General features: G+C 39.2%; 12 protein-coding genes and 1 pseudogene. 4 read left to right on the top strand and 9 right to left on the bottom strand.

The features are described 5' to 3' along the window. The 3 genes and pseudogenes from ABES52_RS16890 to ABES52_RS06495 form a co-directional block, all read right to left on the bottom strand. Window positions 1-201 (bottom strand): annotated as a pseudogene (locus tag ABES52_RS16890) (hypothetical protein); the annotation flags it as partial. A 54-nt stretch (window positions 202-255) separates the two neighbouring features. Further along, on the bottom strand, window positions 256-852 hold the full coding sequence (locus tag ABES52_RS06490; RefSeq protein ID WP_429650110.1) for a DedA family protein: 597 nt from the start codon (window positions 850-852) through the stop codon (window positions 256-258). 110 nt (window positions 853-962) lie between these two features. Then, the gene (locus ABES52_RS06495; protein ID WP_429650112.1) at window positions 963-1,169 is read right to left on the bottom strand and encodes a DUF6501 family protein; all 207 of its coding nucleotides are present in this window, start codon (window positions 1,167-1,169) and stop codon (window positions 963-965) included. Window positions 1,170-1,499: 330 nt separating this feature from the next. Between ABES52_RS06495 and ABES52_RS06500 the strand changes: the two genes are divergently transcribed. Then, window positions 1,500-2,987, top strand: coding sequence for an aldehyde dehydrogenase family protein (locus ABES52_RS06500; protein ID WP_429650114.1), 1,488 nt, complete (start codon window positions 1,500-1,502; stop codon window positions 2,985-2,987). 210 nt (window positions 2,988-3,197) lie between these two features. Further along, a complete protein-coding gene (locus ABES52_RS06505; protein ID WP_429650116.1) occupies window positions 3,198-3,533 on the top strand; it encodes a hypothetical protein in 336 nt (111 codons plus the stop codon). A 59-nt stretch (window positions 3,534-3,592) separates the two neighbouring features. On the opposite strand, the gene ABES52_RS06510 is transcribed toward ABES52_RS06505, so the two are convergent. The 3 genes from ABES52_RS06510 to ABES52_RS06520 form a co-directional block, all read right to left on the bottom strand. Further along, window positions 3,593-4,474: a gamma-glutamylcyclotransferase family protein gene (locus ABES52_RS06510; RefSeq protein ID WP_429650118.1), complete on the bottom strand. Its 882-nt coding sequence runs from the start codon at window positions 4,472-4,474 to the stop codon at window positions 3,593-3,595. 133 nt (window positions 4,475-4,607) lie between these two features. After that, on the bottom strand, window positions 4,608-6,251 hold the full coding sequence (locus tag ABES52_RS06515) for an AMP-binding protein (protein ID WP_429650120.1): 1,644 nt from the start codon (window positions 6,249-6,251) through the stop codon (window positions 4,608-4,610). 152 nt (window positions 6,252-6,403) lie between these two features. Further along, window positions 6,404-7,207, bottom strand: coding sequence for an AAC(3) family N-acetyltransferase (locus tag ABES52_RS06520; protein ID WP_429650122.1), 804 nt, complete (start codon window positions 7,205-7,207; stop codon window positions 6,404-6,406). Window positions 7,208-7,371: 164 nt separating this feature from the next. On the opposite strand from ABES52_RS06520, the gene sda reads away from it, so the two are divergent. After that, window positions 7,372-7,509 carry a sporulation histidine kinase inhibitor Sda gene (sda, locus tag ABES52_RS06525; RefSeq protein WP_429650124.1) on the top strand — a complete coding sequence of 46 codons (138 nt, stop codon included), beginning with the start codon at window positions 7,372-7,374 and terminating at the stop codon, window positions 7,507-7,509. 39 nt (window positions 7,510-7,548) lie between these two features. Here the strand turns inward: sda and ABES52_RS06530 are convergent, their stop codons facing one another. From ABES52_RS06530 to ABES52_RS06540, 3 genes are all read right to left on the bottom strand, one after another. Continuing rightward, the gene (locus ABES52_RS06530; protein WP_429650126.1) at window positions 7,549-7,671 is read right to left on the bottom strand and encodes a hypothetical protein; all 123 of its coding nucleotides are present in this window, start codon (window positions 7,669-7,671) and stop codon (window positions 7,549-7,551) included. A 209-nt stretch (window positions 7,672-7,880) separates the two neighbouring features. Then, window positions 7,881-9,122: a 2-oxoglutarate dehydrogenase complex dihydrolipoyllysine-residue succinyltransferase gene (gene odhB, locus ABES52_RS06535; RefSeq protein ID WP_429650128.1), complete on the bottom strand. Its 1,242-nt coding sequence runs from the start codon at window positions 9,120-9,122 to the stop codon at window positions 7,881-7,883. A 19-nt stretch (window positions 9,123-9,141) separates the two neighbouring features. Further along, a complete protein-coding gene (locus tag ABES52_RS06540; RefSeq protein WP_429650130.1) occupies window positions 9,142-11,973 on the bottom strand; it encodes a 2-oxoglutarate dehydrogenase E1 component in 2,832 nt (943 codons plus the stop codon). A 479-nt stretch (window positions 11,974-12,452) separates the two neighbouring features. On the opposite strand from ABES52_RS06540, the gene ABES52_RS06545 reads away from it, so the two are divergent. Further along, window positions 12,453-12,905 (top strand): Hsp20/alpha crystallin family protein, encoded by a 453-nt coding sequence (locus ABES52_RS06545; protein ID WP_429650132.1) that lies wholly within the window; start codon window positions 12,453-12,455, stop codon window positions 12,903-12,905. Window positions 12,906-13,000: the final 95 nt, after the last annotated feature.

Below are 13,000 nucleotides of genomic sequence, written 5' to 3' on the forward strand. Positions count from 1 at the left end.
GTAGGTTAACCTACATTCCTTCCAAAGAGAGAGTATTGGAAATATTTGCACCACCACAATTGACAGAGAGCCAAAAATCATTTCTCGTTCTTGACGGAATTCCCGTAATATACGTTCTTCCGAATCCGCCAATTGTTCTAGTCGAATTTTGAGTGCCATTCTTTCATCAAACATACGTCCACATCCTCCGTTAATTCCCATCAATTAGTCTTATTATACGTGCATCTTCACAAAAATAAAAGAGCAAGTGGCGAGTTACTTTGAAACGAATGTTTTTTTCCCTTTTTGAATAGTTTTTCGTCTAATAAACAGAATCACGATAATACCAACGATACAAATCGTCCAAACCAAGTAATCGATGATTTCATTAAATGCTGTCGGAAAGACTCTTCCGACTTGAAAATAGATGTTGCTCCACAAAAATAAAGCAACCGTTGTGACCATAAAAAATTGAATAAACGAGACGTTCATGGCGCCAGCTAAATATGGCATAAGAAACCGAACCCCCGGAACAAAGTAACTCAATCCAATACCAAGACCATACCTTTTTTGTAACCATATTTTCGCACGATAGAAGTACCGCTCGGATGTTCGCTGTTGGATTCGATCAACCACCCGAGTTCCGAGTAATCGGCCGACCATATACCCAAAGATGGAGCATGATAACACCCCTGCATAAAGACTTAAAAAAGCATATACCGGTTTAAAATCATAGACCGTAGTCAACATTCCCGTAAAAGCCGCTCCAACTTCATTTGGTATTGGAAAACCGAAAAAAATGAACCAACTGATAAGAAACATGCTTAAATAACCATATTCACCGACAAGTTCCCATAAAAAAGATTCCCCCATCGGTAATGATTCCCCCATCATTTATTCTTTGTTCCTATACTTTAATAGGGAGGTGAAGATGTTGTCAAATAAAAAACTGAAAAAATTTAAAAAAGCTTGGTTTCCCAAGCTTACCGAATTTCTTCAAAATAATCTTTGTAATAGCCCCCTACTTTTCCACTATTGTCTACAATAAAATAAAATTCGTCCGTTTCATTTTTTACTTCGTACTCTTTTCCAACCGTCAGCATGTTGTTCACAATAAATTTTTTCGCATCTGTATGTACACATTTTACTTTTTTCAACGTTGGTGCCTGTTGCCATAATAAATGAATCATTTCGATCACTCCTTTTCTATCGTTGCCTATAAATAGTATATGGATTATTCATTCTCGAATCAATAAGGAGCCAGTTGTAGATGAACAATCTCGACATCATCTAACAGTATTAGTCAAAAAATATCCTAAAAACACGTGAATGTTTTTTCTTTTTGTAAAATAAGCGATTTATTTGTCATAATTTTTCGGTTTTTTATTCTTGATAGAAAATTATACAGTTGTTACCATTAGATACGGAAGCGGTTTCAACAAGATTTTCGACTTTGCACCTCATCACGATTTACTAGTTGCAAACCTTCTATTCTATTAACCTTAAAAAGGAGGATTTTGATGAGTCAATTAATGATTAATGTGAATGAAAAGGTGCAAAAATTTTTACAAGGGACGAAAAAACTGTATATTAACGGGGAGTGGGTCGAAAGTAAAACAGGAAAAACGTTTGACACTCCAAACCCGGCGACTGGGGAAACGTTAGCAACGGTTTACGAAGCTGGTCCAGAAGACATTGATCTTGCGGTAAAAGCCGCTCGTAAAGCGTTTGATGAAGGTCCTTGGTCCAAAATGAGCGCAGCTCAGCGAAGCCGCTTAATGTACAAGCTAGCTGATTTAATGGAAGAACATAAAGAAGCATTAGCTCAGCTCGAAACATTAGATAATGGTAAACCTATTCGCGAAACGTTAAACGCTGATTTACCACTTGCGATTGAACATATGCGCTATTATGCGGGATGGGCAACGAAAATTGTTGGACAAACGATTCCAGTGCATCCAACATATTTTAACTATACTCGCCACGAACCAGTCGGTGTGGTTGGACAGATTATTCCATGGAACTTCCCACTCCTAATGGCCATGTGGAAATTAGGGGCAGCATTAGCAACGGGATGTACAGTGGTGTTAAAACCAGCAGAGCAAACTCCACTATCAGCACTCTATTTAGCAGAACTAATTGAGGAAGCAGGCTTCCCTAAAGGTGTGGTCAATATTGTTCCAGGCTTTGGGGAAACGGCAGGACAACCATTAGTTGATCACCCTCTAGTGGATAAAATTGCCTTTACAGGTTCGACCGAAGTCGGAAAAATCATTATGGAGCGAGCAGCAAAAACATTGAAGAGAGTCACGCTTGAACTAGGTGGAAAATCACCAAACATTATTTTACCGGATGCCGACCTATCAAAGGCAATTCCAGGTGCCTTTAATGGTGTCATGTTTAACCAAGGGCAAGTTTGCTGTGCCGGTTCTCGTGTCTTTATCCCGAAAGACCAATTTGATAACGTTGTGGCTGATATGGTCTCCCACGCGAAATCGATGAAACAAGGAGCAGGCATTCATCCGGATACAGAAATTGGGCCACTTGTTTCAGCAGAGCAACAATCTCGTGTCTTAAACTATATCCAAAAAGGAATTGAAGAAGGAGCTGAGTTACTCGTTGGTGGTGATAAACCAAGTGACCAAGGGTACTTCGTCTCCCCTACCGTATTTGCTGACGTCCGAGATGATATGACCATTGCTCGTGAGGAGATTTTTGGTCCTGTTATTGCGGCCTTGCCTTATGAAGATCTTGACGAGCTAATCACTCGGGCAAATGATTCGCAATACGGCTTAGCAGCTGGGGTATGGACCAAAGATGTAGCAAAAGCTCATTATATTGCCAGCAAACTGCGTGCCGGTACCGTTTGGGTGAACTGTTATAATGTATTTGATGCTGCGAGCCCATTCGGTGGATATAAACAGTCAGGTATCGGAAGAGAAATGGGGTCCTATGCACTAGACAACTATACAGAAGTAAAGAGCGTTTGGGTAAGTTTAAAACATTAATTTGACATTGCTGAGAAGAACCGTTCGGACATGGTGCCGAACGGTTTTTTTGCGAAACAAATTTCTTACTTTTGCGAAACTTTTTTCACTATCGATCGTCAATTAATATAGGACCAATAGGATAGCTCGAACACCCCCTAAAAATGTCGATATTTTTCGAATTGGTGTAATAGATACCGGATACATACATCAAATGCAGTAGGTGATGGAATGAGAAAGTTCGCTCCATTCATGTATGTCCTATTCATTAGTGTACTGGTTTTTTTAACCGTACAACGCCCATCGGTTCATCAATATGAGGAGTGGCGCTACAACCGCTATTCTATCGAATGTCAAGGAAGTGTCATGTGTTCATATACGAACACAAATGAACAAAAGTTTCCTTTATTAGAAATTGGAAAAAATATAAATGAAGACTATTTAATTTTTTCTACGATTGAACAACGGTTTGAAACGATGGACGGAAAAGAAATGCTGATTAAAGCGATTGGGATTATGGGACGATTTTTTCCAATTATTGAGAAAAACGTTCCAACAAAGGGCTAACAGTCAGCTTACTTAAAAGTTAGCCCTTTGTTCATTTTTTTATGACTAAAGTTATCACTTTATATAAGCTGTTCGATCTGATCCATTGACATACCTAATGAATGTAACCTTTGTTTTAACTGTTTCATATAAGCTGCACTAACGTATCCATAAGCACCTCTCAAAATCTCTCGTGCATAATGTACCGGTGGACATGTCTCGTTCTGTTTGTTATTTACGATAAATGTTAACACATCTACATGTTGTTCCCCATTGATGGTTACATCGACAAAAGCTGGCCGATACCATCCAAGTTCGACCCCTTCTCGTTCAAATAAATACTCAACTCCTTCATATGGAACGTGATAAACAATTCCTTCTGTTATTCCCCCATCTTCGACAATATCAGCACGTCCACCGTCTTCGACAGGAAACGTATATTTCATAGAATAATTATGTAAACGTCCAGTGCCAATCACGTGTTGAAAAAAATGATCGACATTCGCTTTTTGAAATCGTTCGTGATCCATACACGACCCATAAGCAAAGTAGGAAACAAAGTCCGGTTTTTTTAATAAAAATTGATGAACTTTCCAATCACCACTTGGAATACGTTCTTTCATTATCGACTTATTTGTCGTTACATAAACACCCCCTTCAACGGGACCATCATCTGTCCAAATTTGCTCCGTTACCCTCGTATATAATGAATCGGTTCTAGCAGGATGGTAATCTTCTAACTGATCAATGAATGGTAGATCATCAATAGAAAGTTCAAATAGTTCTCCAAACACTCGATCATTCCCGTTTAACGACAATGCTGGATAACCGAATCCTGTATCATATAGGGTACCATAAACCCAAGCCTGGTCATAAAGCTTTTTCGCTTTATTTAGGTAATGATGATTCCTTTCGTGTTTACGAAGCGTTCCGTATACAAATAAATAGACGGACCTTTTCATTGCTTATTCTTCCTTTCATCATTTTGTTTACATAACATTATTATTGTTAATTTATTTTTCAAAAAATTCTTAAAGAATACTATAAAGTAAAAAGGAAGCTTTCTCAATATAAAGCTTCCTTTTAAATAATGAGTTAATTGGATTTTCTAAATAGTTGTACCGCTTTTTCTCGCAATTTATATTTTTGGATTTTCCCAGAAGCTGTCATTGGATATTGGTCGGTAAACTCAATATATCGTGGAATTTTATGTCGAGAAATTTTTCCTCGACAATATTCTTTTATTTCTTCTGGAGTTGCTTCTTCCCCTTCTTTTAATATAATCCATGCCATCACTTCTTCTCCATATACCTCATCTGGTACTCCAACTACTTGGACATCTAAAATTTTTGGATGGGTATATAAAAACTCTTCAATTTCACGTGGATAAATGTTTTCACCTCCACGGATAATCATATCTTTTAAACGACCAGTAATGCGGCAATATCCTTGCTCATCCATCACAGCTAAGTCACCTGTATGCAGCCAGCCCTCTTCGTCGATTACTTCCTTTGTTGCTTCTGGATTTTTATAATATCCTTTCATCACATGGTATCCTCTTGTGCATAATTCCCCTTGCACCCCACGTGGAACCTCTTTGTTCGTACCTGGTTCCACAATTTTCACTTCCACATTTGGTAACGCTCGACCAACGGTTTCTACTCGAATTTGAATCGGGTCGTCTGTCCGTGTTTGAGTAATGACTGGTGAGGATTCCGTTTGTCCATATGCAATCGTAATCTCGGTTGCGCCCATTTTTTCCATGACTGCTTTCATCACTTCGATTGGACAGTTAGAACCTGCCATAATGCCTGTTCGAAGTGAGGATAAATCAAACTGGTCAAAATCAGGGTGATTTAATTCGCTGATAAACATCGTTGGTACTCCATGAAGGCCGGTACATTTTTCGTCTTGTACCGTTTGCAAAACTTCTTTCGGATGAAACTCTTGTACTGGAACCATCGTTGCTCCAACTGTTACACAAGCTAACGTACCGAGCACACAACCGAAGCAGTGGAAAAATGGAACCGGTATGCATAATCGATCTTGTTCGGTTAGCTTCATACATTGGGCAATGTTATAGGCATTGTTAATAATATTCGAATGACTGAGCATGACTCCTTTTGGAAAACCGGTCGTACCAGAAGTATATTGCATATTAATGACATCATCTGGATAAAGGGTGTCCATTCGTTGGTCGAGCGCTTCATCCGCTACATCCTCTCCTAGCGCTAAAACGTCCCCCCACTGATATGTACCTGGATATTTATTGTCACCAAGGACGATGACATTTTTCAAATGAGGAAGTCGCTTTGAGTGAAGTTGACCTGGCGTTGCGGTTTTTAACTCAGGTACAATTGAATATAGCATATCAATATAGGAAGAATCACGATACTGTTCTAGAAGGATAATCGTGGTGGAATCAGACTGGGAGAGTAAATATTCTAATTCTGCCGTTTGATAGTTCGTATTGACCGTAACGAGAACGGCTCCCATTTTTCCTGTGGCAAATTGGCAAATCAGCCACTCCGGTACATTACTTGCCCAAATGGCTACATGTTCGCCTTTTTCAATTCCTAATTTCATCAATCCTTTTGCAGCTTGGCGACAAAGCAAATCAAATTCACGATAGCTCCACCTTAAGCCACGGTCACGATACACGACCGCCTCGTGATTCGGGTGAGCTTCCGCTTTTTGAGCTAACAGTTGACCGATCGTTACATTCCATTCTTTTGACAACCTGTTCTTCCCCCTTTGTCCGAAATTTTTGGAGCATCATTTCCCTAATTAAATATTATCATACTTTTCCGAATTTTTGTACATTATAAACAAGCACGCTAAAAACCTTTACATACGTGCCTGTAGACCATTCTCCAAAATAAATATTGTTATTATGTATGTTTGTTCATTAGATATTCAAAAGTAAAATCGACAAGCGGGCGTAACGGAACGAGTTTTGCTTTCGCACATCCAACTTTACCTACGGAAATAGACGCCTTTTTTTCAAATGCTTCTCCTATGGCTGGGAACTGTTCATCATCCATTTCAATAAGTTGATACGTTTTCCACACGCGATGACCATTTTCCAATATAGCTGACGTTTGTGTTTCAATCTTCCGATTCGGAAGCTTGTGCTCAGCCAAATGCATCGCCGTACAAGAATCGTACCCAACACCTAACAATAAAATATAACTATCTCGCTCATACAAACGGCCAAGTGGAGATTCGTCACCAAGCGAAAAGTCAAGTGGATGGCTTGCTAATACGGCACTCGCTTCCTTTCCCCAACCGCTAAACGAATGAATGGGATGCGCACTTCGAAGAACACTTGGATAAGTACGGAATGCTTCGGCAATCCGGCCGATTCCCCATGTCGGAGTTGTCGCTGGATCAAAAGGTGGAATCGAATTTCGTATAGTTTCCCACCAATCCCGTGGAACAGGAGGATTTTGCCAATATTGAGGATCGGAATTGTCCGCCGATTGAGCAGGCATGATAATCGTCCCCTCTTCGGTAACCACTTCCATTATCGCGTCGATGACGGCTTTTTCTCGCCCACACACCCAGCCAAGGGAACTAAGGGAAGAATGGACAATGATTGTCATACCTTTTTTTAATCCTAGTTGTTTTAAATCTTGCACTATACGTTCTTTCGTAACAATTGCTCCTTGTAGGATCCCCTTTTTTATTGTCATGTTCTACACCCTTTCTTGTAATATCTTAAATTTACTAAATTAGTTTTAAAATGTTAAGATTTCTAGATTTTTAACAAAAAATTTTGCGTAATGCCTTTCACAAAACTGCATAATTATATAAAATATATAGAAAATACAGAATATTTTACTTAGGAGGTTCTTCCATGAAAATTATGAGCAATGAGCAACTTGTCGCAGCTTACCGAGACGCACAAAAAAATGGTGAGGACCGGATGTGGATCAAGCTTTTGAAAGGTGAAATAAAAAAACGAGGATTAAATCCTTTTAAAAAACGCCGCTAAGATCATTGGAGCACATATAGTGACCACTATATGTGCTTTTTATTTATTTGAAGACATTCCCCACTTGTTCATCAAATCCTTCACATCTTCCTCTTTTAACATTCCTAGCTGTTGAAGTAATGTACTATACAACATAACTTTTTTCTGAATACGTTTACTCATGGTTCATTCTCCTTTACTTTTTATTAAAGTATTCAACTTTTACCAAAATGTTTCCTTTAGTCAACTTTTTTAACTTTATAAAAATTTTAAAAGTGTTAACTTTGACACTTATACTCTAACAACTGACTTTTTGTCCCCTGTAATAGACTATGACTTCAATAAAAACGCCTATTCCCACTAGTAGGAAATAGGCGTTTTTTTTGTTTATTTTAGCCTTCAAGCAAGAGTTGTTCAGGGTTTTCTAATAGCTCTTTTACTTTCGCCAAGAATCCAACTGCTTCTTTTCCATCGATGATTCGATGGTCATAAGATAGGGCCACATACATCATTGGACGGTTTTCGATACGTTCTTCATCAATGGCTACAGGACGTAGTTGAATTTTATGCATTCCTAAAATTCCGACTTGTGGGCCGTTTAAGATTGGAGTCGACAGTAAGGAGCCGAATACTCCACCATTTGTAATGGTAAATGTGCCACCTTGTAAATCACTTAAGGCGAGTTTGTTGTTACGAGCTTTTTGAGCAAGTTCAGCGATATCACGTTCGATTTCAGCAAAGTTCTTACGATCGCAGTCACGGACTACCGGTACTACTAATCCTTCGTCTGTAGATACGGCTACACCAATATCATAGTATTTTTCCAATACGATTTCATCGCCTTGAATTTCAGCGTTTACATACGGATACTTTTTCAATGCAGCAACAACCGCTTTTGTAAAGAAGGACATAAATCCTAAACGTACATCATATTCTTCTAATATTTTGTTTTTGTAACGTTTACGAAGTTCCATGACATTCGTCATATCAATTTCGTTGAACGTTGTTAACATGGCTGCGGTATGTTGTACATCGACGAGACGCTTCGCAATTGTTTGACGGCGACGAGACATGCGAATACGTTCAACTGGTTTATTGTCCCCAAGTTCCACCTGCGGTTTAGGCGCAGACGGTTGCTGGGTTGCTTGAGTTGGTTGAACTGCTTGGACAGGCTGATTAGCAAAATGTTCTACATCATGTTTACGAACTCGTCCAAGTGGATCTACCGTTGGAACTCGTGATAAATCAATTCCTTTTTCGCGTGCTAATTTTCTTGCTGCAGGAGAAGCGATTGGGCGCTCTTTTGCTGCCGGCTCTTCTTTCACTTCTGCTTTTGGTTCTTCCACTTGTTGAATCGGTTCCTCTTTTTCCGGTACTGAAGCTGAAGGTGTGGATGCAGTGCCTTCGCCAACAATGGCAATAACATCCCCAACTTTTACGTTATCCCCTTCTTGGAACAAGATTTCTTGTAGCACACCTGCTTCTTCGGAAATGACTTCGACATTTACTTTATCTGTTTCTAGCTCAACGACGTAGTCACCTTTTTCTACTTTGTCCCCTGGTTGCTTTAGCCATTGGGCGATAGTTCCTTCCGTAATAGATTCTGCTAACTCAGGTACTTTAATTTCAGCCACTTTGATGTCCTCCTCCTACTTATCGTGATACCGCTTCAGTGATAATTCGAGCTTGTTCTTTTTTATGAACGCTAGGATCCCCTTCTGATGGGCTAGAACGACGACGTCTTCCGATATAACGTACGTCAACATCTTCTGGGGTAAGATCTCGAAGTCGTGGTTCCACAAATGTCCAACCACCCATATTTTTCGGTTCTTCTTGGACCCAAACGAGTTCCTTCAAGTTCGAGAAACGTGCAATAATTTCTTTTATTTGCTTTTCCGGGAACGGATATAATTCTTCGACACGTACAATGTGTAACCAATCAAGAGATTTTTCTTTTTGAATACGCTCAGCTAAATCAATCGCAATTTTTCCACTACATAGCACAATTCGCTCGACTTTTTCAGGTGTTTTTCCTAAACCAGGCTGTTCGATGACTGGCTGGAACCCCCCTTCCGTCAAGTCACGGTAATGGCAACTTGCTAACGGATGGCGGAGTAAACTCTTCGGTGTCATTATCACTAATGGACGTACTTCTTCTTTTTGTAAAATTGCCGCTTGGCGACGTAATATATGGAAATATTGGCTAGCATTCGATAAATTTGCTACGGTCCAGTTATTTTCTGCAGCTAGTTGTAAGAAGCGCTCAACACGACCGCTGGAATGTTCTGGACCTTGACCTTCATAGCCATGTGGAAGTAACATCACAAGACCAGATTTTTGTCCCCACTTCGCTCGACCGGCGGCAATAAATTGATCAAACATCACTTGCGCCATATTTGCGAAATCACCGAATTGTGCTTCCCACAATACGAGCGTTTCTGGTGCAAAGACGTTATAACCATATTCATAACCGACTACGGCCATTTCGGTTAATGGGCTATTATAGACGACAAAGGAAGAATTCGCATCCGTTATATGGTGTAAAGGAACATATTCTTCCCCCGTTTTTTCGTCGTGAAGAACGAGATGTCGTTGGGCAAATGTTCCCCGTTGTGAATCTTGTCCGGTCATCCGAATTGGGGTTCCATCACGGAGGATGGATGCAAATGCTAACGCTTCTGCATGGGCCCAATCAATAGTTCCATCATTAAAGGCGGTTTCACGACGTTTTAAAATTCGTTCCAACTTTTTATAAACGTGGAACCCTTCCGGCCATTGAAGCATTTCACTATTAAGACGGCGAAGCACTTCTTCTGAAACTGTTGTATTAATCGAAGGTAATCCATTCGTCACATCTTTTGGCGGATTCATCGTAGTGTCTGGTTCCTCATCTTTAGCTGGAACTTTGTCATAGGCTTTTTGAAGCTTTTCTTGAATATCCGCATCCATTTGTTCCACTTCTTCTTTTGTAATAATTCCTTCTGCTATGAGCTGTTCGGCGTATAGGGCACGAACGGTTGGATGCTTACGGATGATATGATACATTAATGGGTTTGTCACCATTGGTTCGTCCATTTCGTTATGTCCAAATCGACGATATCCAATTAAATCAATTACAAAATCCTTTTTGAAACGGCGACGGTATTCATAAGCAAATATAGCTGCAGCGATACAAGCTTCCGGATCATCAGCATTCACATGGACAATAGGAACTTCAAAACCTTTTGCTGTATCTGACGCATAACGAGTTGTCCGAGAATCGTAGCTTTCTGTAGTAAACCCAATCATATTGTTGGCAATAATATGGATGGATCCACCTGTTTGATATCCTTTCAATCCACTTAAGTTTAATGTTTCGGAAACGACACCTTGTCCTGGGAAAGCGGCATCACCATGAATTAAAATCGCGTAAGAGCTTTCTGTATCTTGTACAGGAACTCCTTTTACCGTTCTTTCTTCTTGGGCAGCACGAGTGTAACCTGCCACAATTGGGCTAATCACCTCTAAATGACTTGGGTTGTTCGCTAATGTCACACGAACGCGCTTGGTTTGATCTGCTGAAAAACGTCGATCAGCTCCAAGGTGGTATTTAACGTCCCCTGTCCAACCGTATGTAATACCAATTGAGCCTTCAGAAGGAATTAAATCTTTGTTAGGCGCATGTTGAAATTCAGCAAAAATCATTTCGTACGGCTTACCTAATACATGTGCTAAAACGTTTAAACGTCCACGGTGAGCCATACCAATATTAACCGTTTTCGCACCATGTTCGACAGAGTAGGCAATTAATTCATCTATTAACGGAACCATTGCATCAAGGCCTTCGATCGAAAACCTTTTTTGTCCGACAAACGTCCGGTGTAGGAATTTTTCAAACCCTTCAACTTCTGTTAACCGTTTTAACAGTTTCTTTTTTTGTGCCTTTGATAAATTGGCTGTAACTTTTCCAGATTCGATCATATGGCGAAGCCAATTTTTCTCTTCGACATCGTGAACCTGGTGAAATTCGTAGGCAAGTTTTTTCGTATACACTTCTTTCAAATGCAAAATCGCATCGAGTCCATTTTGCACGTGTGGTGGCGCATCAGGACAAATATACTCTTTCGGAATTTGTTTCAAATCCTCTTCCGTTAAATCATATTCAGCTAATTCAATCCGACGTGTATCTTTGTTTTCATTTGTTAATGGATTAATGTCAGCCGCTAAATGACCATATGTACGTATATTGTCCGCAAGCTTGACGGCTGCTACAACCTTTGATAACATTGTCGGATTGGAAGGAAGTTGGAAAGAAATATCGAGTCTTCCTTTTTCTATATTTGATTCTGTGGATGGAGGACCGTATTGTTCAAACATTTTTCTTAATTCTGGTTCCACACTTTCTGGGTTTTCTAAAAATTTTTCATACATTTCCATGACGTAACCGAGGTTTGGCCCATGAAAATGTTGCCATGGAACCCCTTGAGTTGCTGTTTGCTGTCTCATTGTGAAAAACCTCCAACGATCTCGCCCTAAATAATTTTTTAAAAAAATTTTTTCATAATAGAATAATATTGAGTCAATAGTCTTTGATTGAAACGCTTACATGGACATTTTAACACTAAGAAATGCTAAGATAAAGGTAAAATTTGAAAAATGTTAATTTTTTGTGACAAAAAATTTTTCTTTACTACAGAATAAAAATAATTTTCTTTCTAATTGACTATTCTGAAATAATTACCCCTATGACCCCTTTCATCTTCCATCATACCAATTATCAATAAACATCTTACTACTGTTCAGAAAAAATTCCAACGATTTTTTTAAAAATTTTGTCACCTATTGGCTTGCGTTTCCAATTGAATGCCTTATCTTAGCTTAGTCAATTGATGCATTATAAAGTACCGTTTGTTGCTCAAACGCATATTAGTAATGTAGGCATCATTTTTAAGATAGTACCCTTTTTTGAAAGGATGACACCTATAATGTTACCATGGAATTTATTCCCTTTCCATAAAAACGACCAAAGTCCATGGAAAGGGTTCTCTCCCAATCAAATTGAGAAATATATGGCTGATTTTATGTCCAACATGATGAGGAACTTTCAAAATGAAGGAATGTCTCCTTTATCAACAACCACAGTGGACAAAGCTCCATCATCATCCCCATTTCAATATGATGTATTTGAAACGTTTGAAGAAGTGTTTGTCCGCATTCGGCTAAAGGAAGACTGTTTATCAGCTTTAAAGCTGTACCATACTTCTAACCAAGTTATTTTAGAGCATGTTCCAGAAGAAAATGATCGACATGTTATCTCCCTTCCAGCTCTTGTGAAGAAAAAAGGCGGTAATGCTTTATATAAGGAAGGAATTTTAGAACTTCGTTTTCCGAAAAGTCACGATTGGCAATTTACCGAATTAACGATCCAAGATGAGTGATGCCCAACACCCTTCTATCCTTTTTCTATATCCTGTAATCAATGGAAAGATACCTATAACGAAAAAGAGCCCCCATTAAGGAAGCTCTTTTTAAT

Origin of the sequence: Aeribacillus pallidus (assembly GCF_050478865.1) — a bacterium.
Lineage (GTDB): Bacteria > Bacillota > Bacilli > Bacillales > JACDOC01 > JACDOC01.